This is a genomic window from Corallococcus sp. RDP092CA (assembly GCF_041903675.1).
GTDB lineage: Bacteria > Myxococcota > Myxococcia > Myxococcales > Myxococcaceae > Corallococcus.
The window spans coordinates 73,886-98,350 of sequence record NZ_JAYESI010000007.1 but is presented as its reverse complement, the minus strand read 5'-3'; the positions used below and the strand labels follow the sequence as shown (position 1 = coordinate 98,350).

Annotated in this window: 16 protein-coding genes; 1 reads left to right on the top strand and 15 read right to left on the bottom strand. The window is 72.3% G+C overall.

Features of this window, described 5'->3' with window-relative positions:
• Positions 1-153 precede the first annotated feature (153 nt).
• The 8 genes from U8525_RS10620 to mxcK form a co-directional block, all read right to left on the bottom strand.
• Positions 154-1,434, bottom strand: a complete 1,281-nt coding sequence (locus U8525_RS10620) for a 3-deoxy-7-phosphoheptulonate synthase class II (RefSeq protein WP_374264392.1) — start codon at positions 1,432-1,434, stop codon at positions 154-156.
• The gene (gene mxcG / locus U8525_RS10615) at positions 1,431-5,822 is read right to left on the bottom strand and encodes a myxochelin non-ribosomal peptide synthetase MxcG (protein WP_374264390.1); all 4,392 of its coding nucleotides are present in this window, start codon (positions 5,820-5,822) and stop codon (positions 1,431-1,433) included. The genes U8525_RS10620 and mxcG overlap by 4 nt, the downstream gene beginning before the upstream one ends.
• Positions 5,823-5,867: 45 nt before the next feature.
• Positions 5,868-6,773, bottom strand: a complete 906-nt coding sequence (locus U8525_RS10610; protein WP_374264388.1) for an isochorismatase family protein — start codon at positions 6,771-6,773, stop codon at positions 5,868-5,870.
• A 14-nt stretch (positions 6,774-6,787) separates the two neighbouring features.
• Complete coding sequence (locus U8525_RS10605) at positions 6,788-8,422, bottom strand: (2,3-dihydroxybenzoyl)adenylate synthase (protein ID WP_374264386.1); 1,635 nt, start codon at positions 8,420-8,422, stop codon at positions 6,788-6,790.
• Complete coding sequence (gene dhbC / locus U8525_RS10600; RefSeq protein ID WP_374264659.1) at positions 8,419-9,648, bottom strand: isochorismate synthase DhbC; 1,230 nt, start codon at positions 9,646-9,648, stop codon at positions 8,419-8,421. Before dhbC ends, U8525_RS10605 begins: the two co-directional genes overlap by 4 nt.
• Before the next feature lie 144 nt (positions 9,649-9,792).
• Complete coding sequence (locus U8525_RS10595) at positions 9,793-10,566, bottom strand: 2,3-dihydro-2,3-dihydroxybenzoate dehydrogenase (RefSeq protein WP_374264384.1); 774 nt, start codon at positions 10,564-10,566, stop codon at positions 9,793-9,795.
• 152 nt (positions 10,567-10,718) lie between these two features.
• Positions 10,719-12,002 carry a myxochelin B biosynthesis transaminase MxcL gene (gene mxcL / locus U8525_RS10590; RefSeq protein WP_374264382.1) on the bottom strand — a complete coding sequence of 428 codons (1,284 nt, stop codon included), beginning with the start codon at positions 12,000-12,002 and terminating at the stop codon, positions 10,719-10,721.
• 29 nt (positions 12,003-12,031) lie between these two features.
• A complete protein-coding gene (mxcK, locus tag U8525_RS10585; protein WP_374264380.1) occupies positions 12,032-13,258 on the bottom strand; it encodes a myxochelin export MFS transporter MxcK in 1,227 nt (408 codons plus the stop codon).
• A 288-nt stretch (positions 13,259-13,546) separates the two neighbouring features.
• On the opposite strand from mxcK, the gene dhaL reads away from it, so the two are divergent.
• Positions 13,547-15,244, top strand: a complete 1,698-nt coding sequence (dhaL, locus tag U8525_RS10580) for a dihydroxyacetone kinase subunit DhaL (protein ID WP_374264378.1) — start codon at positions 13,547-13,549, stop codon at positions 15,242-15,244.
• Here the strand turns inward: dhaL and U8525_RS10575 are convergent.
• From U8525_RS10575 to U8525_RS10545, 7 genes are all read right to left on the bottom strand, one after another.
• Entirely contained in the window at positions 15,207-15,467 is a 261-nt protein-coding gene (locus tag U8525_RS10575; RefSeq protein ID WP_374264376.1) for a hypothetical protein, read from the bottom strand. The genes dhaL and U8525_RS10575 overlap by 38 nt on opposite strands.
• Before the next feature lie 129 nt (positions 15,468-15,596).
• Positions 15,597-16,982: a multicopper oxidase family protein gene (locus U8525_RS10570; RefSeq protein WP_374264374.1), complete on the bottom strand. Its 1,386-nt coding sequence runs from the start codon at positions 16,980-16,982 to the stop codon at positions 15,597-15,599.
• Complete coding sequence (locus U8525_RS10565) at positions 16,972-18,294, bottom strand: TolC family protein (protein WP_374264657.1); 1,323 nt, start codon at positions 18,292-18,294, stop codon at positions 16,972-16,974. The genes U8525_RS10570 and U8525_RS10565 overlap by 11 nt, the downstream gene beginning before the upstream one ends.
• Positions 18,245-18,910: an RNA polymerase sigma factor gene (locus tag U8525_RS10560; protein ID WP_374264372.1), complete on the bottom strand. Its 666-nt coding sequence runs from the start codon at positions 18,908-18,910 to the stop codon at positions 18,245-18,247. The genes U8525_RS10565 and U8525_RS10560 overlap by 50 nt, the downstream gene beginning before the upstream one ends.
• Positions 18,907-22,035, bottom strand: a complete 3,129-nt coding sequence (locus tag U8525_RS10555) for an efflux RND transporter permease subunit (protein ID WP_374264370.1) — start codon at positions 22,033-22,035, stop codon at positions 18,907-18,909. The genes U8525_RS10560 and U8525_RS10555 overlap by 4 nt, the downstream gene beginning before the upstream one ends.
• On the bottom strand, positions 22,025-23,215 hold the full coding sequence (locus tag U8525_RS10550) for an efflux RND transporter periplasmic adaptor subunit (protein ID WP_374264368.1): 1,191 nt from the start codon (positions 23,213-23,215) through the stop codon (positions 22,025-22,027). Before U8525_RS10550 ends, U8525_RS10555 begins: the two co-directional genes overlap by 11 nt.
• Positions 23,212-24,441 carry a TolC family protein gene (locus U8525_RS10545; protein WP_374264366.1) on the bottom strand — a complete coding sequence of 410 codons (1,230 nt, stop codon included), beginning with the start codon at positions 24,439-24,441 and terminating at the stop codon, positions 23,212-23,214. Before U8525_RS10545 ends, U8525_RS10550 begins: the two co-directional genes overlap by 4 nt.
• Between the last annotated feature and the right edge of the window lie 24 nt (positions 24,442-24,465).

The following is a 24,465-nucleotide window of genomic DNA, read 5'->3' as shown; positions in this document are numbered from 1 at the left end:
AGACCACTGAAACAGAGAGCGGACAGCAGGGCCGCGCCCGCCCGGGACCGCCACCTGCGTCGCGCCGTACTCACGATTATGAAAATGGTTCTCATTTTCAACGGCGCGACGTTTAGCCGCACGTAGTCTGAGCTGTCAAGGCTCCATGACAAATCAGGCAGCTCGGTCCTGGGGAGCCTTTACCGTGGTGTGCAACCCATCCGCGACGCGGAACGCGAGCTGGAGGGATTGATCCGCGTTGAGGCGCGGATCGCAGTGCGTGTGGTAGCGGTCGGAGAGGTCGTCCTCGGACACGTCCAGCGGGCCGCCCAGGCACTCGGTGACGTCCTGGCCGGTCATCTCCAGGTGGAGGCCACCGGGGTGGACGCCCTCGGCGGCGGCGACCTGGAGGAAGCCCATGACCTCCGCGAGGATCCGCTCCAGCGAGCGCGTCTTGTAGCCGTTGCTGGCCTTGTGCGTGTTGCCGTGCATCGGGTCGATGGACCAGACGACGGGGCTGCCGTGGCGCCGGGTGGCGGCCATCAGCCGGGGCAGGCGCGCGGCGACCTGATCCGAGCCGAAGCGCCCGATGAGCGTGAGCCTGCCCGGGATGCCCTGGGGGTTGAGCGTGTCGATGAGGCGCACCAGCTCATCCGGCTCCAGCGTGGGACCGCACTTGAGCCCGATGGGGTTCTGGATGCCGCGCATGAACTCCACGTGGCCGCCTTCCAGCTGGCGGGTGCGCTCGCCAATCCAGAGCATGTGCGCGGACGTGTCGTACCAGCCGCCCGTGGCCTCATCGAGCCGCGTCGCCGCCTGCTCGACGTTGAGGAGCAGGGCTTCGTGGCTGGTGAAGAAGTCCACGGGGCGCACGGCGCCCTCGGACTCCGGCCGGTGGCCCAGGAGCCGGGTCAGGTCCGTGTAGCCCTCGCGCGCGAAGGCCCGCACCAGCTGCATCGTCTCCGCGGACTGGTGATAGGCGCGCAGGAGGCGCCGCGGATCCGGCGTGCGGTCGCTGGCGCTGAACTCCATGCCGTTGATGATGTCGCCGCGGTAGCTGGGCAGGGTGACGCCGTTGACGGTCTCGGTGGCGTTGGAGCGCGGCTTGGCGAACTGGCCCGCGATGCGGCCCACCTTCACCACCGGGCAGCCGCCCGCGAACGTGAGCACGCCCGCCATCTGGAGCAGCAGCTGGAAGGTGCTGCGCACGTTCTCCGCGGAGAACTCCTTGAAGCTCTCCGCGCAGTCGCCGCCCTGGAGCAGGAAGGCCTTGCCCTCGGCCACCTGGCCCAGGGCTTCGCGCAGGCGGCGGGTCTCTTCGGCGTGCACCAGCGGCGGCAGGCGCGCCAGCTCCGCCTCCACGCGCGCGAGCGCGGCGAGGTCGGGGTAGTCGTCGGGGATGTAGCGGACCGGCTTCGCCCGCCAGGAGGAGGGGGACCAGGAAGAATTCGTCACGGGAGCGCCGTCACTTTCGCGGGCAGGATTCCCTGCGCGACGCAGGAGTCGAGGTAGCGGTAGAGGAGATGCCGGTCGGTGGGAGGACAGCGGACGTCGGTGCCCTCCAGCGCGGCCAGCAGCCGTTCACAGCGGATGGGGCCCAGGCCGAAGGCCGGGGTGGAGTCCCCGCTGCGCAAATCAAAGAACGCGAGCGTGGCGTCGTGGCCGCCGGAGCCCTTCGCCACGCGGTCGCGCCACTCAGGGACGGGACACAGGTCCAGCGGATAGCCGTAGTCGCGCACCCAGCCGAACAGCTCGGACAGGCGCACCTCCGCGGCCGGCGTCACGTTGAACACCGCCCCCGGATGCGAGTCGCGCGCGAGCTGGACGATGGCGCGGGCCACGAAGTCCACCGGCGTCCACACCTCGCCCACGTCCAGGAGGGGCAGGGCGCGGACCGGCAGTCCGGCGAGCACGATGCGCCACACCAGGTCCTGGGTGTTGACGAGCGCGGTGTCCGGCGCGCCCACCACGCGGCCCAGCCGGTACACCGTCGCGGGAAGGCCGCGCTCGGAGGCCTGTTGCACCAGCCGCTCCGCGATCCACTTGCTCTGCTGGTAGCCGTCGCGCAGGCCGGGGTGCGCGGGGACGAAGGCCTCGGGCACGTCCGGGGACAGGTTCGCCTGCGGCGCCACCGCCAGCGTGGACACGTAGTGGAAGGGCTTGGGGCGGACGGCGGCGGCCAGCTTCAACAGCTCGCGCGTGCCGCGCACGTTGACGCCCTGGAGGCTGCCGTACTCGCGCACCACGCTGACCACGGCGGCGTTGTGGATGACGGCGTCGCACTCCGCGGCGAGCCCCCGGAAGCGCGCGGCGTCCAGGCCCAGCAGGGGCTGGGACAGGTCCGCCGGGAGCGCGAGCACCCGCGCCTCCAGCCCCGCCGTGGGGAGCCGCTGGCCGTCCAGCGCCGAGCGCAGCCGCTCCATCGCCTGCGCCTCGTCCCTGGCGCGCACGGGGCAGATGACGCGCGCGTCCGTCCGGGTCAGCAGCTGGTGCAGCAGGTGCGCGCCGACGAAGCCGGTGGCGCCCGTGAGGAGGACCTGGCGGAAGCCCTGGCCCCGGCGCGGCAGCTCGCGCGCCCAGGCCTCGCCCGTGGTGGAGGGGACGATGTCCTCGCCCAGCTCGGCGTCCGCGAGCATCGCGGGCGTGAGGCCGCCGGCCTCCGCGCCGCCCGCGCCTCCGCCCTCGAGCGCCTGCGCGAGACCGGACACGGTGGGGTGCTTGAAGACGGTGGCCACGGGGACGTCGCGGCCCACGGCGATGCCCAGGCGGTTGGCCACCTGGATGCTCTGGAGGGACTGGCCGCCCAGCTCGAAGAAGTCGTCCTGGAGCGACGTGGCGGCGCGGCCCAGCACCTGCTCCCAGACCTCCAGCACGGTGCGCTCCATGGGCGTCGCGGAGGCGAGCAGCGCGGCGCTCTCGTCCGGAGGCAGCGCGCCCTGGAGGGCCTTGCGGTCGATCTTCCCGGTGCTGGTGCGGGGCAGCCGCTCGGCGAACGCGAAGGCGCCGGGCACCATGGGCGCGGGGAGCGCCGTGAGCAGGTGCTTGCGCAGCTCCGCGGGCGTGGGCGCGGGCGACGCCACCAGGTGCGCGCACAGCCGGCGCGACCCGCCCGGCAGCACCTGGCCGACGACCGCGGCCTCGCGGATGCCGGGGTACTTCAGCAACACGGTTTCGACTTCGCCCGGATCGATGCGGTGACCGCTGATCTTGAACTCGTCGTCCACGCGGCCGACGAACACCAGCTGGCCGTCGTCGCGCACGCGCACCTTGTCTCCGGTGCGATACGCGCGGGGCGCGCCCTCCACCGCGTCCAGGCGGGTGAAGCGGGCGGCGTCCAGCTCCGGACGGCCCAGGTACCCGCGAGCGAGCGCGCCGCCCATCAGGCACAGCTCGCCCTCCTTGCCGGGGGCGGCCAGCCGGCCCTGCGGCGTGACGACCGCCGCGACGACGCCAGGGAGCGGACGGCCGATGGGGACCTCGTCACCGGAGGGCAGGGCCTCCGGACCGGCGAGCTCGGCGACGGTGGCGACGACGGTGGCCTCGGTGGGGCCGTAGGTGTTGAGCAGGTGCACGCGGTCGCCCGCGACGTCCCTCCAGCGGGCGATGCGCTCCGGCAGCGCCGCCTCGCCGCCGATGATGACGGTGCGGAGCGCGTCCGGCAGCCGCGCGGCGCCGGTGGACAGGCTGTAGGCCAGCTCGTGCCAGAAGGCCGTCGGCAGGTCGAGCAGGGTGATGCCGGCCTCCGCGCACGCCTCCATCAGGCGCGGCACCGACTGGAGCATCTCGTCCGTGCGCAGCACCAGGCGCCCGCCCGCGCACAGCGTGACGAAGATCTCCTCCACGCTCGCGTCGAAGTGGAGCGGGGCGAACTGGAGCACCCGGTCCTCGGGACCGACGCGGTAGCGCTGCGTCGCGCCCGCGACGAAGTGGGCCAGGGCGCCGTGGGTGATCTGCACGCCGTTGGGCTGGCCGGTGGAGCCGGACGTGTAGATGACGTAGGCGAGCCGGGCCTCGGCGCTCGGCGCCGCATCACGTGCTTCCTGGGCAGAGGACGCGCCGGGGGCTGCGGGCGTCACGCGCGGGTCGGTGTCCTCCGCTGAGTCGCGCGCCGAGGTGTCGCGTGGGCCGAGCGGCTCCACGACGAGCACGCCGGGGGCGGTCGGATCCGCGTCGGGCGAGGGGCGCTCGGACACGACCATCACCGCGGGCCGCGCGTCCTGGAGGATGGACGCGTTGCGCGTGGCCGGGCCGGTCGGGTCGATGGGCAGGTAGCCCGCGCCCGCGAAGAGGATGCCCAGGCTGGACACGATGGCGTCGAGGCCGCGGGGCACCTTCACCGCCACCGCCGTGTCGGGCCGCACGCCCGCTTCGGTCAGGCGCGACGCCAGGGCCTGGGACGCCGTGACCAGCTCGCGGTACGTCATCCGCCAGCGGCCATGCTCCAGCGCGATCGCGTCCGGCCGCACGTCCGCCTGGGCCTTGATCAGGTCCAGCACCGGGCGCACCGGGGGCACCGGACCGCCCTCCAGCAGGGAGCCGGTCGCGCCCGACGCAGAGCGCCGCACCGGCTGCTCGGGCTGCGCGAGCAACGACTCCAGCAGCTGGAGGAATCCGCGCTGATGCTCCTCGAGGGCGGCCTCCGTGTAGCAGGTGGGGTTCGCGTCCAGGTCCACGCGCAGGGCCGTCCCGCCGGAGCGCGCGTGGAACCCGAACGACAGGTCCTCCACCGGACCCGCGGAGATGTTGTGCGCCGTGCCCGGCACGCCCGCGAAGTCCAGGGCGTAGTCGAACGGCATGATGTTGACGACGGGGCCGAACAGCTTGCGCTGGCCGCCGACGAGGCGTAGGTCGCGCCGGAGCTGCTCGTAGCGGTAGCGCAGGTGCGGACGCGCGGCCTTCATCTCCGCCGCCACGTCGCGGGCCAGCGCGTACAGCCCCGCGTCCGGCCGCACGGCGATGCGCAGCGGCACGATGTTCATGGCCATGCACGGCACGCGCAGCGACGCGGAGCCCAGCCGGCCCATCACCGGCAGGCCCAGCACGGCCTCCGGCGCGCCCGTGCGCTGGTGCAGGTAGATGGCCGTGACCGCCAGCACCAGGTCGGACCAGCTCACGCCCGCCTGCTTCGCGCCCGCCTGGAGCGCCGCCATCAGCTCCGGCCGCAGGTGCTCCGAGCGCCGCAGGAAGCGCGACGACATGGGCGCCGCCTCCGCGAGCAGCGGAGGCACCGGCGCGTCCTCGAAGCGGCGCACCCAGAAGTCGCGGTCCTTCTGAAGCTGTGGACCGCTCCGGTACGCGACGTCCTCATCCACCACGGGCCCCAGCCGGCTGAACCCCGCCGACGCGGCCTTGCCCGTGACCTCCGCCGTGTAGAGCTCCGCCACCCGCCGCGCGAGCAGCGAGAAGCCATACCCATCCATGGCGATGTGGTGGATGCGCTGGAACCAGAAGGCCTGCTCCGGCCCCACCGTGAGCAGCGCCTGGCCGAACAGCGGCCCTGTGGCCAGGTCCACCGTGCGGCCCAGGTCCTTCCACATCCACTCCTGCGCGGCGGCCCAGGGGTCGGACTCGCCGCTCAGGTCCACGCGCTGGAGCGTCCAGTCCGTCCCCGCGTCGATGCGCTGGGCCGGGCCGCCTTCTCCCGCGATGAAGCGGGAGTGCAGCGCATCCGCGTCCGCCACCGCCTCGCGGAGCGCCGACTCGAAGCGCGCCGGATCGATGGCGCCCCGAAACTCGATGCACTCCCCTGCGTTGTAGACGGGGCTCAACAGGTCGAGCTGTTGCCCCACCCAGATGCCGTGCTGGGCCGCGGTCAGCGGGCGATTGTCCTGGGATGGGAGCATGACGGGGAACTCCGAGGGGGAAGGGGGGCCGCCCCGAGGGGCGGGTTATGAGGCGCGAGCGCCGGGAGCCATCGCGACAGGCTGCTTCGCGGCGAGCAGCGCGTACCAGTCGGTGAGCGTGGGCTTCTCCGCGAGCTCCACGAAGGACACCTCCGTCCCGCCCTGACGCCAGCGCTCCACCAGGCTCATCAGGCGGATGGAGTCCATGCCGCGCTCCAGCAGGTTCTCATCCTCACCAATGGCCGACGCGGACTCCATCAACAGTTCGGCGACAGCCGCGCGGAGCTGCTCGCGGTCCACCGCGGGCGTGGCCGCCTGCACCGGCATGGCGTCGATGAGCTGTTGCGTGGTGGTGACGAACGCGACGAGCTGCGAGGCGTAGTCCAGCGCCATCCGGTGCTTCTCCAGCGAGAAGTCCGCCACCGCGTCCGCGATGAGGAAGGGACGGATCTCGCTCATGGAGCCGTCGCTGGCCGTCTGAAGGCAGCCGATGTGCGCGTAGATGCCGCAGATGATGAGCTGGTCGCGGCCCAGGTCCCGCATCAGGTCCATCAGGCGCGTGTTGCGGAACGCGCTGTAGCGCCATTTGGTGAGGACGGTGTCGCCCTCGGCCGGGGTGAGCGCTTCGATGATCTGCTGCTTCGGGCCGGCGCGGACGCCAGGGCCCCAGAACTCCAGCTGGAGGCCGCGCTGCTCTGGCGTCTGGTCGCCGGGCTGCGCGGAGTAGACGACGGGGATGCCCAGCTTCACCGCGTGCTCGCGCAGGCGCTGGATGTTGGCCACCAGCTCCGTCACCGGGGACTGCCCCTGCGTGAAGGCCTCCACGAAGTAGCGCTGCATGTCGTGGATGAGCAGGACGCAGCGCTTGGGCTCCGGCGTCCAGGCGAGCTTGTTCCGGGGCAGGTCCGCCGCGCCGGGCATGGAATAGGGGGCAATGGCAGGCAGTGCCATGGGGTGCTCCTGTCTCAGGGAGAAGGGGTGGAGAGGGACTGGCGCAGGCTGTCGCGCAGCGCCTTCTTGCTGACCTTGCCGACGCCCGTCTGGGGGAAGGACGCGACGAACTCGATGCGGTCGGGAATCTTGAAGGACGCGAGTCCCCGCTGGCGCAGGAACGCGTTGAGCGCGGAGGGAGCCGGGGCCTCCCCGCGAGGGATGACGACGGCGCAGGTGCGCTCGCCCAGGAACTTGTCCGGGATGGCCACCACCGCCGCGTCGCTGACGGCGGGGTGCGCGAGCAGGTGGTTCTCCACCTCCTCGGCCGCGACCTTGTCGCCGCCCCGGTTGATCTGATCCTTCGCGCGGCCCTCCACCACGAGGTAGCCCTCGGGTGTCAGGCGCACCAGGTCCCCCGTGCGGTAGAAGCCGTCCGTCGTGAAGGCCCTGGCGTTGTGCGCGTCCGCCTTGTAGTAGCCGCGGATGGTGTACGGCCCGCGCGTGAGCAGGTGCCCCGTCTCACCGGGCGCCACCGGCACGTCGTCGTCGTCCACCACGCGCAGCTCGTCCGCGTCCGACATGGGGCGGCCCTGCGTGGTGACGATGCGCGCCTCTGGATCGTCCAGCCGCGTGTAGTTCACCAGGCCCTCGGCCATGCCGAAGACCTGCTGGAGCCCGCAGCCCAGCGTGGGGCGCACGCGCGCGGCGGCCTCGTCGCTCAGCCGGGCGCCGCCCACCTGGAGGACCTTCAGGCTGGACAGGTCGTGCTTCTTCGCCAGCGACGAGTCCAGCCACACCATGGTCAGCGGCGGCACCAGCGCGGTGACGGTGACGCGCTCGCGCTCGATGAGCGGGAACGCCACGTCCGGGCTGGGGTTGAGCGCCATCACCGCCGTGCCGCCCGCGTAGAACGTGCCCAGCACGCCCGGAGAGGACATCGGGAAGTTGTGCGCCGCCGGCAGCGCGCACAGGTAGACCGTCTCCGGGGTGAACCGGCACACGTCCACGCTCGCGCGCAGGCTGTAGATGTAGTCGTCGTGCGTGCGCGGAATCAGCTTGGGCACGCCGGTGCTGCCGCCGGACAGCTGGAAGAACGCCACGTCCGACGGCGACGGGCCCTCCAGCGTCACGGGCTCCGCGGGCACGGAGGCGAGCGCGGTGTGGTGCCCCGCGTCGCCCAGCACCAGCACTTGCTTCAGCGTGGGCGTGGCGGCCTTCACCTGGTCCGCGAGCCCCCGGTAGTCGAACCCGCCGAAGCGGTCCGGGATGACGTACGCGACGGCTTCGGTGAACTCGCAGAAGTAGCCGATCTCCGACGCGCGGTGCGCCGGCAGCGCGAACACCGGCAGCGCGCCCAGGCGGAACAGCGCGAAGATGACCTCGTAGAACTCCGGCACGTTGGGCAGCTGCACCACCACGCGGTCGCGCGAGCGGATGCCCAGGCCGTGGAAGCCGGCGGCCATGCGGTCCACGCGCGTGTCCAGCTCCGCGTACGTCCAGCGGTGCGCGCCGCCCACCAGCGCCACGCGCGCCCCGAACTCCCGGGCGCGGTCGCGCAGCAGCTGGCCGAAGGTCTCCCCGCGCCAGTAGCCGGCCTCGCGGTAGCGCCGGGCGAAGTCCTCCGGCCAGGTGGGGCAGCCGGGCAGGTGTTCCCGCGCGGTGCTCACGGCTGCACCTCCAGGCCCAGGCCCATGGCCTGGAGCATGGTGCGGAGCTTGGCCTCGGTCTCCGCGAGCTCCGCCTCCGGCGTGGAGCCCACCACGATGCCCGCGCCCGCGAACAGGCGCAGGGTGCGCGCGTCCGCCTCCGCGCAGCGGATGGTCACGGCCCACTGGCCGTCGCCGTTCGCGTCGCACCAGCCCACGGTGCCCGTGTAGTAGCCGCGGTGGAACGGCTCGATGTTCCCGATGGCCTCGTGAGCCAGCGCCGTCGGGTGGCCGCACACCGCCGGGGTGGGGTGCATGGCCAGCGCCAGCGTCAGGGACGTGATGGACGGGTCCTTCAGCTCGCCGGTGATGCGGCTGGACAGGTGCCACATCGTCTGGGTGCTCACGAGCGACGGCAGCTTGGGCACGTCCAGCGTCTTGCAGAAGGGCCGCAGCGCCTCCGCCACCGCGTCGATGACGACCGCGTGCTCGTGCAGGTCCTTGGGGGACGCCATCAGCCGCGTGGCCCGGGCGTTGTCCTCCACCGGATCCTGGCTGCGCGCGGCGGAGCCCGCCAGCGGATTGGCCAGGACCTGCAAGCCCGAGCGCGCCACCAGCAGCTCCGGGCTCGCGCCGATGAGCGTGCGCCGCCCCGCGCCGGGGGCCGCGTCCGCGCGCTGCGGCAGGTCCACCGCGAAGGTGTACCCATGCGGGTTGCGCCGGGCCAGGTTGTGCAGGAGCTGCCGCAGGTCCACGGGCGCCGCCGTGTCCACGTGCAGCGAGCGCGACAGCACCACCTTGCGCAGCGGGCCCTCCTGCATGAGCTTCAGCGCCGCCGCGACGCCGTCCCTGTACGCGGAGGGCTCCGGCACGGGCCGCAGCGTGTACTGGCCGGACAGGGGCGAGCGGGCGGCGGGGGCGCCGTCGAACACCACCGGCCCCGCGCGCTGGAGGGTCATGGGCACCACGAGGTGCGCGGCCACCTTGCCGTCGAAGGGCACCGCGCCCACCGCCACCGGGATGTCGTGCGCCGCGTCCCGCGAGGCGTTGAGCACCGAGGCCACGCGCTCCGGCAGCCCGTCCAGCGAGCTCGCCCCGCCCGCGTCAGGCACCGTGGCGAACACGCCGCGCGCCAGCATCGTGCGCCGGGGGGACGCGAAGAAGAACGAGCCCGCGTCGTAGTCGCGCAGCAGCCGCGCCGCCAGCGCCTCCTGCTCCGGCTCCCGCGCCTCGGCCGGCGCGCCCATCACGCCGTCCACCGTCCGCGCGTCCGGTTGCCGTTCAACGATCTTGGTATCAGGAATCATTCTCAACTCGGGGCGATGGGGGGACGGAGAGAAAGCCGTCCCGGGAGGGAGGGTGAGGAGGGGAGGACGGACGCCGCGGGCGCGCTAGACGCCCAGCGTGGCGCCGCCGTCGATACACAAGTCGTGCATCGTGATGTGCCGGGCCTGGTCGGACGCGAGGAACACCACCGCGTCCGCGACGTCCTCCGGCGTGGCGATGCGGCGCAGCGGGATGCCGGTGCGGTAGCCGTCCAGCGAGCCCATGATGACGCGCTCGCGGCCGGACTCGTCCGTCCACATGCCCCGCTGCATGGCGGTGTCGGTGGAGCCGGGAGACACGATGTTGCAGCGGATGCCGTGCTGGGCCAGCTCCAATCCCAGACACTTGGTGAACATGGTGGAGGCGGCCTTGGAGGCCGCGTAGGCCGCCATCTCCATGCGCGGCACGCCGGCCGCGTTGGAGCCCACCGTCACGATGGCGCCGGAGCGGCGGGGCACCATGTGCTTCGCCACCGCGCGCGAGACATGGAACACGCCGTGGGTGTTGACCGCGAAGGTGGACATCCAGTCCGCGTCGCTCTGCGTGAGCACGGAGCCCATGCGCAGGATGCCCGCCACGTTGGCCAGCACCTGGATGGGGCCCAGCTTCGCCTCGATGTACGCGATGGCGTCCTCGATGCCGTCCTTGTCACGCACGTCCACCGGGAACGCCGTGGCCTTCGAGCCCTGCTGGCGCAGCTCCGCCACCAGCAGCTCCAAGCCCGCGGCGTTCTGGTCGAACACCGCGACGGGCATGGTGCGCGCCAGCTTGCGCGCCACCGCCGCGCCAATGCCTTGCGCCGCGCCCGTCACCACCGCGTGTCCTGTCGTCGATGACATCAGCCGCCTACCTGGATTGTATGAATGAAAATGAGAAACATTCTCATTTCGAGGCCGGGAAGTGCCATGGCCGCGAATTCCTGTCAAGGTGGCTGATGTATGAGCCGCCCGGTGTATGGTTTCACGGGCGGTGGTTGAGCGATTGTTTCAGCTCAGGCGGCGCTGGCCTTGGCGCGCGCGGCTGTTTCACGGAGCACCTCGCCCGCGGCGGCGATGGTGTGGTCGATCTGCTCCACGGTGTGCACCGCGCTGATGAAGTTCAGGTCCCGGCGGAGGATGACGCCCCGGCGGGCCATGCCGGCCTGGAAGGGGATCATCTTCTCGATGTGCTCGGGGATGACCTTGCTGAAGCGGAAGAAGGGCACGGCGTCGTAGCCCACCACCTCCAGGGTGGAGCCCGTCTCGCGCGCGTGGGCGTTGACGCCGTCGCGCAGGCGGCGGCCCAGGCTGGCGATGTGCTCGATGTAGTTGGAGCGGCGGTACTCGTTGATGACGGCCTCGCACACGGCCAGCGAGAGCATCTCGCCGCCGAAGGTGGTGGAGACCTGCAGCTCGCTCAGGCGGGAGAGGTACTTCTCCGGTCCCGCGATGGCGGACAGGGGCATGCCCGCGGCGATGCCCTTGGACAGGGTGACGAAGTCCGCCCGCACGTCGAAGAACTGCTGCGCGCCGCCCAGGGCCAGGCGGAAGCCGGTGACGACCTCGTCCAGGACGAACATCACGCCGTGCTTCGCGCAGGTCTCCTTCACCTGGAGGAGGAACTCGCGGGTGATGGTGCGGTTGTACGGGATGGCCAGGAGCACGCAGGCCAGCTGGGCGCCGTGCTTCTCGATGTGCTCGATGAGGGCGGGCTCGTCCGGGGGGGTGAAGAGCGGCAGGCGGGTGGTGAGCTTCGCCACCGTCGGGGGCACGCCCGGGGTGTCATACATGAAGTGGTCGTGCCAGCCGTTGTAGCCCACGGTGACGATGTGCTCGCGGCCGGTGAGGTGGCGCGACAGGCGCACGGCGGCGGAGGTGGCGTCCGCGCCCGTCTTGAAGAAGCGGGCCATCTCCGCGCCCGGGATCACCTCCACCAGCGCCTTCACGGAGGAGACCTCCACCGGCGTGGGCAGCGAGTGGATGATGCCCTCCGCCAGGTGCTTGCGGATGGTCTCCGCCACGGCCGGGTGGTTGTGGCCCAGCATGTTGGCGCCCAGCGCCTGGATGTAGTCGATGTACTCCTGGCCGTCCGCGTCCTCCACCAGGGCGCCGTTGCCCTTGGTGAGGAACACCGGGAAGGCGCCGGGGGCGAAGTGGTCCGGCTTCTTCATCATCGTCTGGGTGACGCCGGGGACCCACTTGCGGGCCTCGGCGAGCAGCTCGTTGGAGCGCTCCAGCTTGATTTCACCCACGATGGGGCGGGGCAGGGACGGGTGACGCGGTGAGGTCTGGGACATGGAAGGGTCCTGGTGAGGGTGAGGCGGGTTCAGGGGGTGGGTGTCGCGTCCAGCCGCACGGCGCGGCCCACGAAGGTCCACAACAGTCCGAGCGCGAGCGCGGAGATGGCCACGGCGAGCCAGCCCAGCTGCGCGAAGCCGATGAGCGAGCCCTCCGGCGCGGTGGTGAGCAGGAGCCCCCCCATCCAGGCGGCGAGCCCGGAGGCGCCGTCGCTGGCGGCCATGTTGACCGCGAGGTAGCGGCCCCGGAGGGACGGCGGCACCTGCGACGCGACCAGCGCCATGGTGGGGATGGCGCGGCCGGAGGTGAGCGTCATGAAGAACACGAAGACGACGGCCACCACCGGCAGCGGGGACGGCGGCAGGTGGGTGAAGAGGAGGTGCGGCACCATGGTGGCGACGAGCAGCAACGCCAGCGCGCGCGCGGGGCCCACGCGGTCCGCCATGCGGCCAATCCAGCGCGAGCTCACGAAGGTGGCCGCGCCGCCCGCCAGGTACACCCACGGCAGGTCCGTGAGGGAGAGGCCCACGTTGCCCACCATGAAGGCGCTCAGGTAGGGGATGAGCAGGAAGCTGGCGAACACCACCGTGAAGGTGAGGCCCCAGCCCAGCGCCAGCCGGGGCGTGAAGCCGGCGGTGGGGGACGAGGCGCCGGCGGCCTGGGCCAGGTGTCCGTCCACGCGAGGCAGGAAGCGCAGGAGCAGCAACCACACGAGGCCCGCGAGGCCCGCGAGGACGATGAACGGCGAGCGCCAACCTCCAAGGTTCGCGAGCCCCAGGCCCAGCGGCACGCCCGCCACCGCGGACAGCGCATAGGCGGTCATCACGGTGCCGATGGCCTGGCCCCGGCGCTCCGCGGGCACGGTGTCGCTGACGATGGCCATGACGACGGCGCCCATGAGCCCCGCGCAGCCTCCGGCGACGGTGCGGGCGATGAGCAGGCCGGTGGCCCCGGTGGCCGCACCGCACAGGAGCGTGGCGGCGATGAAGCCCGCGTAGAGCATGAGCAGCGTGCGCTTGCGCTCCAGGCGATCCAGCCAGAAGACCCCCAGGACCCCCATGGCCGCGGACGCGAGCGTGTACGCGGACACCAGCGCTCCGAACCGCGTCGCCGACAGCGCCAGCCGCTGCATCAGCAGGGGCCCCAGCGGCATCAGCATCATGAAGTCCACGACGTGGGTGAACTGCACCGCCGCGAGGAGCCACAGCAGCGTGCGCTCGTGCGGGGCAGGGGATGGAGCACTCAAGACAGTCACCTGAATCCAGATACACGACGGCTCAGGCCCGGTCCGGCAATGCCAGACAGGGCTTCGCCAGGGCCCGGCGTGCTTCACGCAGAGCCACCGTCGTTTGTTACAACTCGGCGAATGATAATGAGAATCAACATCATAAATCTTCCGGAGTCAATGGGAAAGCGGGTTCTGTGACGCAAACGTCTCCCGGCGGGCTTGCGGGGTTCGTCGCGCTTGACGGGTTGCAGGTGGGGCGGAAGGGTGGTCGCCGAGCGCAGTCCGTCCCCGTTGGGTTCCGTCAAGGAGTCGCTGGTGAAGAAGCTCGTCAATGCGCCGCGCGCGGTGGTCCAGGAGATGTTGGAGGGGCTGGTGGCGCTGGCGCCGGGCCAGGCGTTGCTGGAGGGGGAGACGGTGGTGGTGCGCTCGGACGTGCCGGCGGAGCTGGGGGCGCGGAAGGTGGCGGTGCTGTCGGGTGGCGGCAGCGGGCACGAGCCGGCGCATGCGGGCTACGTGGGGGCGGGGATGTTGCACGCGGCGGTGGCGGGGGATGTGTTCACGTCACCCAGCACGGACGCGGTGCTGGCGGCGATCCGCGCGGTGGCGGGGACGGCCGGGGCGCTGCTCATCGTGAAGAACTACACGGGGGATCGGCTCAACTTCGGGCTCGCGGCGGAGCTGGCTCGGGCGGAGGGGATCCCCACGGAAGTGGTGGTGGTGGCGGACGACGTGGCGCTGCGGGACACGGTGGAGCCCGAGCGGCGCCGGGGCATCGCGGGCGTGGTGCTGGTGCACAAGATCGCGGGGGCCGCCGCGGAGGCGGGCGCGTCGCTGGCGGAGGTGGCGCGCGAGGCCTCGGACGCGGCGGCGGCGCTGGGCAGCATGGGCGTGGCGCTGGGGCCGTGCACGGTGCCGGCGGCGGGCCGGCCGGGCTTCACGCTGGGGAAGGGGGAGATCGAGCTGGGGCTGGGCATCCACGGCGAGCAGGGCGTGTGCCGGGTGGAGCTTCAGCCCGCGGATGCGCTGGTGGACACGTTGTTGTCGGCCATCGTGGAGGACCGGAAGGTGGCCCGGGGCGACCGGGTGGCGCTGATGGTGAATGGGCTGGGAGGCACGCCGCCCATGGAGCTGGCCATCGTGACGCGCCGGGCGCTGGTGTTCCTGGCGGACCGGGGCGTGAAGGTGGAGCGCGCGTGGCAGGGCACGTTCCTGTCGGCGCTCGAGATGCCGGGGTGTTCGTTGACGGTGTTGAAGGTGGATGGCGCGCGGCTCGCGCGGTTGGACGCGTCCACGCAGGCGCCGGCGTGGCCGGGGCGCGGGCAGGTGGTGCCGCAGCGCCGGGTGGTGCCCGCGCGCGGCGCGCTGCCGACGGTGGAGGGGCATCCGAAGCCGCAGCCGGTGATGGCGCAGGTGCGCGCGGCGGCGATGGCGGTGGCGGACGCCTGGGATGCGGCGGAGGCTCGGCTGACGGAGCTGGACAGCAAGGCGGGGGATGGCGATCTGGGCTTGAGCCTGGCGCGTGGCGCTGCGGCGATCCGCGCGTTGCCAGAGCGGGCGTGGGCCACGCCGTCGGCTGCGTTGACGGAGATGGGGCAGGCGTTGCGCCGCAACATCGGTGGGAGCTCCGGGCCCTTCTATGCGACGGCGTTGTTGCGGGCCGCGCGCTCCCTGGCGAACAAGCCGGCGGACGCGCTGGCCTGGGCGAAGGCGTTCGAAGCGGGCGTGGAGGCGGTGTCGGAGCTGGGGGGCGCGAAGCCCGGAGACCGGACGATGGTGGATGCGCTGCACCCGGCGGCGACGGTGCTCGTGCGTGCCGTTCGTGACGGGAAGGCGCTGCGGGAGGCGTGGCGGGAGGCGACGCGCGCGGCGGAGCTGGGGGCGGAGGCGACTGCGAGCATGTCGCCGCGGCTGGGCCGGGCCAGCTACCTGGGCGAGCGCGCGAAGGGGGTTCCGGATGCGGGCGCGGTGGCTGTCGTCATCTGGATGAAGGCGCTGGATGGAGTCGGCGGCTGAGGCGGCTCAGGCTGAGTCGTCCAGCGCTACCGGCCCAGACGACATCGTCGGCGTCGCGCCGCACCAACCGCTCGCGCAGGGCCTCCGCGGTCTCGCGCGTCAGGCCGGGAATCTCTCCGTCCGCGCCGCTGCCCGCGGCCGTGTAGATCTGCAAGCGCGCCATGCGGAACAGCGTGAGCGCTCCGCGAGGAAGGCGTTCCAGCGTCGGCAGAGGGGCGTTCATGGGGCCTCCAGGGAAAGCCCGAATCTACCCCGTCCAATCCATTTCGCTGGATTTGGGTCGCGAAAATGAACCTCGCTTCATGTTGCTTCGGACGCGGGCGATGCGGCCCGTATCAGCAGACGCCGTTCGTCATGGGGCCTGTCGTCCAGGGGACGGCAGCTCCACGTCGATCCCATCCCGGCGCAGCTCGTCCTCCCGGGCGAGCTGTGCCAGCGTTCCCTGCGGTGGCGCGTACCAACCCGGATCGCCGTCTCCGTCCAGGTGCTCGCGCACCTTGAGGATCGTGAACATGCCCCCCATCGTGATCTCATCGTAGGGGCCCTTGCCGCCCACCATGGGGATGGAGTTCGCGGGCATGGGCATGTGGTGCATGCCCGCCATGTCCCCCATGCCCGTCTGCCCCATGGTCATGTAGCCGGGCAGGAGGGGGCGCACCTTCGCGTCCAGGCCCCCGGGCTTCACGCCGACCATGTTCGGCAGGTCGTGGCCCATCTGGTTCATCACGTGATGGGTCATGTGGCAGTGCATGGCCCAGTCACCGGGCTCGTCCGCCACGAACTCGATGGTGCGCGTGCTGCCCGTGGGCACCAGCACCGTCGTCTCCGGCCACTGCGCGCTCTCCGGGATGCGGCCTCCGTCCGTCTCCGTGATGCGGAACTGGAAGCCGTGCAGGTGGATGGGGTGGTGGTCCATCGCGCTCAGGTTGCCGAAGCGGATCCGCACCCGCTCGCCCTTGCGCACCACCAGCGGATCCGTGCCGGGGAACGCCTTCGCGTTCATCGTCAGGATGTTGAAGTCCGTCATCTCGTTGGGGTCCGGACGCCGCGTGCCCGGGTCGATGCGCCACTCGTGCAGCATGATGGCGAAGTCCCGGTCCACGCGCGGCCCCACCGGCTTGCGCGGATGGATGATGAACAGCCCCACCATGCCCAACGCCATCTGCGTCATCTCATCGTGGTGCGAGTGATACATGCACGTCCCCGACTGATGCACCGTGAACTCGTACCGGTACGTCTCCCCCGGCGCGATGGCCTTCTGGTTCAGCCCGCCCACGCCATCCATGCCGCTGGGAGTGAGGACGCCGTGCCAGTGCACCGTGGTGCCCGCGGGCAGCCGGTTCGTGACGTAGAAGCGCACGCGGTCGCCCTCCACCACCTCGATGGTGGGCCCGTGCACGTGGCCGTTGTAGCCCCAGCACAGGGCCTTGAGGCCCGGCGCGAACTCGTGCTCCACCTCCTCGGCCACCAGGTGGAAGACCTTCACGCCGCCCACGCTCCTCCACGGCAGCTTCGCGCCGTTGGGCACGACGACAGGGCGGTAGTTTCCAGCCGGTGGGTTCGACTGCCGGGCGACCTTGCCACCCGTGTTCGCGGTGGCTCCGGCCCCGGTGGATTGCGCCTGGGCGGCGCGGCTTTGCAGCAGGAGGGCGCCCGTCGCCAACGTGGCGCCCGTGCGGGTGAGGAGGCTTCGGCGCGTGAGCGCGGGGGAGGAACCCTGGTTGTCGTCAGTGGGCATCGTGGTGCTCGTGGGTGGGCTCGGGAGTGGGTTCAGACGCGGGCGCCGTGGCGGCGGTGGAGGGCAGTCGTCCTCCCACGAGGCGCTCCAGGTCGGCCCGCGCCATCCAGTAGTCGCGGACCGTCTCCAGGTAGGCCCTCCAGGCCTCCACCTGCTCGCGTCGCGCGAGGAGGAGCGCGGGAAGGCCGATCTGCATGGCGTTGTACTGGCGTTGGGACTCCTCGACGATGGTGGTGCGCAGCGGCAGCACGGCCTTCTGGTAGCGCTCCGCCATGCTCCGCAGCGTCACCAGCTTCGCCCTCGCGGCGCGCACCTCCGAGCGGGCGTTGACGGCCAGCTCCGTCAGCCGGTCCTCGCCCTGGCGATGCTGCGCCTCCAGCTTCGCGATGAGCGCCTGTCGCTGATCGAAGACGGGCAGCTCCAGCGACAGCGTGGGGCCCAGCAGGCGCGGCCCGTTCGCGTCGCGGTGCGTGTGCACCCCTACCTCCACGCGGCCGAAGAAGCGCGTGCTGCGCGCCAGCTCCAGCGCGTTCCACAGCAGCGAGACCTGCTTGCGGGCCGCGTCGAGGTCCAGCCGCTGCGAGATGGCGAGCGTCTCCAGCTTCTCCAGCGACACCTCGGACGCGGGCACCTCCGGCAGCTTCTGCGTCAGCGTCCACTGGACCCTCGCGCCGTACAGGCCCATCAGCCGGTTGAGGTGTTCTCGCGCCTCGACCAGCGCCAGCTCGTCCTGCGCCAGCTCCAGCCGCGCCTGCTCCAGCGAGGCCTGCTCGGTGGCCAGGGCCAGCACCGTGATGTTGCCCGCGGCCCGCTGCCGGTGGGACAGGTCCGCCGCCGCGTCCGCGGCCTGGAGCACCTCGCGGCGCAGCGCGACCAGCTGCTGCCGGGCCTGCACCTCCGTGAACGTCTGGCGGACCTCCGCCGCAGTGGCCAGCGCCTCGTGCGCGACGCGCAGCGTGTCCGCCAGGAACTGCTCCTTCGCCACGCGCTTGCGCAGGGGCAGCGTGAAGAGGTCCACGAAGCTCTGGACGATGGAGAACTCGTGCTCGGTGACGCCGTCCGACGCGAGCGGGAAGCCGATGCTCCCGTCGAAGGATGGGTTGGTGAGCAGCCCGGCCTGCACCATGTCCGCCTGGGACACGCCCAGCTCCTCGTAGGTCCCCTGGAGCGCGGGGTTGTTCAGCAGCGCCACCTCCACCGCGCGGTCCGACGTGAGGTCGCCGGCCAGCAGGGCATCCAGGTGCTGTTGCACCTGCGCGTCCTCAGGCGTCCCCTGGTTCCAGCGCGTCTTCAGGCCCGTCCGCTCCTCCACGAGCGCCGCGACTTCCAGGTGGCCGCGCTCCTTCTGGATGGAGGCGCAGCCTCCGAGCAGCAGAACGGCGAGGAGCCAGGGAGATTTCCAGTCCACACGAGACCTCGAAGAGGGGGCGCGCCCGCACGGCAGCCAGGACGCTCGCGCTTGTCGAGCAAGGCCCGGGCCATGGCGTCCGGTATCGCAACCTCATGAAATGACGGCGTCCGGCGGAGCACGCTCGCATGGGCACTTCAGGCGAGGTGTGACCGCCGACGTCACACTGTGATGCGCGGAGCGGCGTCCAGGCCCGGAGACGCGAGCCGCACACCGCCGCCTCCAGGCCGGCGGTGTCCTCGGTGGACAGCGGCTGCTCGGGCGCCAGCGCGTCCGGCGCCATGGCCTCACGCTGGCCGCGGCGGTAGCGGTCCACCAGGGCGTTGCGCAGGAGCCGATAGAGCCAGGCCACCGCGCGCTGCTCGTCGCGCAGGGAGTCGCCCTGCTCCATGCCCTTCACGAACGCGGCCTGTAGCACCTCGCGCGCCGCCTCCCGGCTCCCCACGCGCGGCGTGAGGAACGCGAGGAACGCGTGGCGGTGGCGCAGCAGTGAATCCAGCGCCCCCGGCGACAGGCTCATGCGGTGGGCCTCCGCGCGATCCTGCGCGCCTTGAGCCGCTCCTGGAATCCGTGGACCAGCGCGTAGAACGTGGGCAGGGCCAGCAGCGTGAAGAGGGTGGACGTGACCAGCCCCCCTACCATCACCACCGCCAGCGGGCGCTCGATCTCCGTTCCGTGCAGGGGCAGCACCAGCAGCGGCAGCAGCCCGAGGATCGCCGTGCCCGCGGTCATCAGCTTGGGCCTCACGCGGCCGAGGCTCGCCTCGCGCACGGCGTCCGGGAAGGGCTTGCCCCGGCCCATCAGGTCCTTCGTCTGCGCCACCAGCACCAGGCCGTTCTGCACCGCGATGCCGAACAGGCCGATGAGGCCCACCAGGCTGGACACGTTCCACGTCTCTCCCGCGAGGAGCAGCGCGAGGATGCCGCCCACGAACGCGTCCGGCAACGTGGCCAGGATGACCAGCGCCTCCGCCACGGAGTCCAGCGCGAGATACAGCAGGACGAACACCGCGAGCAGCGCCAGCGCGATGGCCACCGTCAACGCCTGCGCCGCGCGCTCCTGGCTCTCCACCTTGCCGCCCACGTCCACGAAGTAGCCCGTGGGCAGCTTCAGCTGCGTGGCCAGCACCTCCCGCACCTCCGCCGCCGTGCTGCCCAGGTCTCGGCCGGACACGCCGGCCTCCACCGCGATGCGTCGGCTGCCCGCCTCGCGGCGCACGCTGCCCGCGCCGGAGGTCTCCTCGATGGTGGCCAGCTGGCTCAGCGGGATGCGCGTGCCGTCGTGCCCATCCACCAGCAGGTTGCGGAGGGCGTTCACGTCGCCCCGGCGATGGTCCGCCAGCCGGAGCACCAGGTCGTAGCGGCGCTGGCCCCTCCAGATCTGCGCGAACTCCTCGCCCACGAGCCCCACGCGGATGGCCCGGATGACATCCCCGGGCGTCAGTCCCACGCGCGCCACCGCCGCGCGGTTCACCGCGATGCGCAGCTGTGGCAGGCCGCTGAGCTGCTCGACCCGCAGGTCCTCCACGCCGTCCACCTTTGCCATCAACGCGCGCGTGCGCTCCGCGAGCTCCGCCAGCGTGCTCAGGTCCGGCCCGAAGATGCGCACGGAGAGGTCCGCGGGGCTGCCGCCCAGCCCCTCGTCGATGCGCATCCCCAGCGGCGTGGTGAAGAGCACCGACACGCCGGGCACCTTCTCCACCGCCTCGCGCATCCGCGACTCCAGCGCCTCGCGGCTGCCCGTCGCGTCCTTCTTGAGGACCACCAGCACGTCGGACAGGGTGTGGGGCATCGGGTCCTCGGTGCGCTCGGCGCGGCCGGTGCGGCGCACCACGTCCTCCACCTCCGGAAACTCGCGCAGCACGTCCTCCACGCGGTGGTTGAGGCGGTCCACCTCGTCCAGCGACGCCTCCGGCGGCAGCACCGTCTGGAGCAGGAACGCGCCTTCGTCCAGCTTGGGCATGAAGTCGCTGCCCACCATGAAGGCCAGCCCCAGCGCGGGCACGGTGATGGCCAGCGCCACCACGCGCACGAGCCCCGCATGGCGCATGCACTTCTCCAGCAGCGGCGCGTACGCGGCCTTCACCTTGCGGATGAGCCACACGTCCTCCGGCGCGTCTTCACGGGGCGCGCGCAACAGGAGCCCCGACACCACCGGCACCAGCGTGAGCGCCAGCGCGAGCGACGCGGCCAGGCACGCCACCACCGCCGCCGCGAGCGGCTGGTACATGCGGCCCTCGATGCCCTTCATCGCGAACAGCGGGATGAACACCGCGACCACGATGAGCGTGGCGAAGGCGATGGGGCGGCCCACCTCCAGGGCCGCGGCCAGCGCCTCGTCGCGCACCGAGCGGCGGCCCTTGCCCTCGCGCAGGTCGTGGATGACGTTCTCCACGACGATGATGGCCGCGTCCACCAGCAGCCCCACCGCGATGGCCAGGCCTCCCAGCGTCATCGTGTTGAGCCCGATGCCCGCCGCCTTGAGCAGCAGCCCCGCCAGCGCCAGCGACAGGGGCAGGGTGAGCGTGACGATGAGCGCCGCGCGCCAGTCCCCGAGCAGCAGGAAGAGCACGCCCACCACCAGGATCGCGCCCAGCAGGATGGCCCGGCCCACGCCTCCCAGCGCGGAGCCCACCAGCTCCGACTGATCGTAGACGACGCGCAGCTGCACGCCCGGCGGCAGCGAGCGGCGCAGCTCGTCGATGGCCGCGCGCACCCCCGCGGCCACCCGCACGGTGTCCGCGCCGAACTGCTTGCTCACGCGGCAGCTCACCACCTCGCCCTGGAGCCGGTGCGCCAGGCCCCGGCGCAGCGCGGGGGCCTCGCGCACGTCCGCCACGTCTCCCAGCAGCACCGGCGTCCCGTCCCGCAGCGCGACCACGGTGTTGCTCAGGTCCTCGACCGTCTCCGCGCGGCCCACCGCGCGCACGGTCCACTCCATGGGGCCCTGCGTGACGAAGCCTCCGGACGTGTTGGTGCTGGCGCCCTCCAGGCCGTGTTGCACCTCGTCCAGGGTGATGCCGCGCGCCACCAGCTGATCCGGATCCAGCAGCACCTGGAACTGGCGCAGGTAGCCGCCCAGCCGCTCCACGCCCGAGACGCCGGGCACCGCGAGCAGCCGGTTCTTGATGTCGAAGTCCGCCAGGTCTCGCAGCGCCATCAGGTCCGCGCTGCCGGGCTCGGCTTCCAGCGTGAACTCGAAGACCTCGTTGAGCCGGCCGGTGAGGCTGGACACGAGCGGCGCGTCGGTGCCGGGCGGCAGCTCGCCCTCGGCCTGCGCCACGCGCTCCGCCACGTACTGCCGGCTGCGGAAGTAGTCCGCGTCCGGTTCGAACTCCACCGTCACCTGCGTGACGCCCAGCTGCGAGGTGGAGCGGATGCGGCGCACCTCCGGCAGGCCCGCCAGCGCCACCTCCATGGGGATGGCCACCGCCGTCTCCAACTCCTCGGCGCCCATGGCCGGGTTCTGCACGATGACGTTGAAGATGGGGGCGGACAGGTCCGGGAACACGTCCTGCCGCAGGTTTCGCAGCGCCATCGCGCCGAAGGCCGCCAGCGCCAGGACGACGAGCACCGTCAGCCCGGGCCGGGTGAAGGACGCGCGGAGGATGCGCCCCGGCAGCGTCTCGCGGGGATCAGTGCCCATGTTCGTCGCCTCCACCCCGGGACTTCTCCACCTCGGCCTTGAGCAGGAACGCGCCCTCCACCACCACCTCGTCGCCCACCTTCAGCCCCGACAGGACCTCCACCTGCGTGCCCAGGCTGCGGCCCCGGCCCACCTCGCGCTGTTCGAAGACGCCCGCCTCGGGCGTGGGTAGGAACACCACCCAGCCGTTCTCCAGCCGCTGGAGCGCCGACGCGGGCACCGCAGTGAGCGTGGCGCCCGGCTCCCCCAGCGGGATGGACGCGGACGCGGACATGCCCGGCCGCAGGAGCCCCTTGCCGTTGTCCAGCTCCAGCCGCACGGGGATGGTGCGGCTGCGCGCGTCCACCTGCTGCCCCACGTGGCCCACCTTCGCGGCGAACTCCTGGCCCGGGAACGCGGCGAGCGTGACGCGCGCCTCCGCCCCGGGATTCAGGCGCACGGCATCCCGCTCGAACGCGTGCACGACGAGCCAGAGCGACGACAGGTCGCCGATGCGGAAGAGCGGCTGGGACGGATCCGCCATCTGCCCCAGCCGGGCGGTGCGCTCCACGACGGTGCCGTCGATGGGCGCCTTGAGCACGAAGCCGGAGGTGCCGTCGCCTCCGGCCCCGCCCGCGCCCAGCGCCGTGAGCGCGGCCTTGGCGGCGGCGACGTCTGCCTCGGAGGCGGCGGCGTCCGCTTCAGCCGCCTGCGCGTCCTTGCGCGCGACGATGCGCTCATCCGCCAGCGTGCGCTTGCGATCCGCGGCCTGCCGCGCGGCGGCGGCGCGGGCCTGGGCGGCCTGGAGGTCCGCGCGGGCGCGGCCCAGCTCCGGACTCTGGAGCTCCGCCAGCCGCTGGCCCTGCTTCACCGCCTGGCCCGTCGTCACGGCGACGGAGGCCACGCGCGCGGAGACGGGCGTGGAGACCTCCGCGTATGCGTCCTCGCTGAAGGTCAGCTCCCCCAGCGCGGTGACGCTCTCTCCGCCCGGGCGGGCCTCCACCTTCGCGGTGGTGACGCGCAGATCCCGGAGCATCTCCTTCGGGACATGCACGTGGATGACGTCCCCGGACTCGACGTGGAGCTTCTCCTCGGTCGCCTCGTCGTGGCCGTGTTCGCGCGCGTCGTCGTGCTCCGCCTTCGAGGACTTGCAGGCGGTGAGGCCCACGAGGGCAACCATCAGCAGCAGGGTGGGCTTCATGGCAGGACTCCTGTCTCCACTTCGAGCTGTACGCGGGCGAGGGCCAGGCGCAGCAGGCCTTCGAGCCACGCGGCCCGCGCCTCCAGCGTGTCGCGGCGTACGAGGAGGAAGGCCGCGAGGTCCATCTCCCCGGCGTCGTACGAGCGCTGCGCGAGCGCTTCGTTGTCGTCCAGCAGCGGCAGCACCTGCTCCAGGGCCCCGAGCGCGTCCCGGCTCGCGCGGTAGCGATACTCCGCGGCCTGGACCTGGGCGGGCACGACGGTGCGCGCGGCGCGCAGCTCCGCCTCGGCGCGGCTTGCGTCCGCTTCTCCGACGAGGCGCGCTTCCTGGCCTCGGGCGAAGAGGGGCAGGGGCACGCTGAGCGTCCCCAGGAACACCGTCTCGTCCGCCTCCTTCTGGTAGCGCACGCCCACCGCCACGTCCGGCAGCACCTGGCGTCGGCCCAGCGTCGCGGCGGCCTTCGCCTGGACCTGCTCCTGCTCCAGCGCCACCAGGTCCGCGCGCGTCTCCGCGCCGTCCGGCGCCGCGCGAACGGGCGCCAGCGCGAGGGTGCGCAGATCATCCTCGTAGGGGACCTGGGGCCGCGCGCGGTAGCCCACGCGCGCCTCCAGCTCCTCCCGCAGCGCGAGGACCTCTCCTGTCGCGACCTGGACCTCCGCGCGGGCCCGGGCCTGCGCGACCTTCGCCACGTTGAGGTCCACCGCGGGCACGTCCCCGGCCGCGTAGCGTTTCTCCGTGGCTTGGACGGTGCGCGCCGCCGCTTCCTCCGCGGCGTTCACCAGCTTCTGCCGCTCCCGGGCCAGCAGCAGGCGCAGGTAGGCGGCGGCCACGTCGCCCAGCACCAGGCGCTCCGCGTCGCGCAGCCGGGCCTCCTCCATGGAAAGGCCGGCGCGCGCCGCCTCCCGCCGCAGGCCCTGCTTGCCGCCCAGCTCGAAGGGCTGCGCCAGCCCCACGGCGAGGTCGAGGCCATGGTCGCCCGTGGCGAGCCGGCGCGAGCCGACCTGGAAGTCCAACTGGGGGTTCTCGCGCAGGAGCGGCGCGGCGCTCGCCACGGGGCCCCGGGCGGCGCGCACGCGGGCCCGGGCCTCCACCAGCGCTGGGGCGTGCTCGCGCGCCAGGGCGAAGGCGTCCTGGAGGGTGAGGCGGGAAGGGTCCGCGCCACCAGGGCGCGGCCAGAGCAAGGCGGCGGCCAGCCCGAGGGCGGCCGTCGCGGAACGGATGGACACGTGGAATGACCTCTTCGGAAAGGC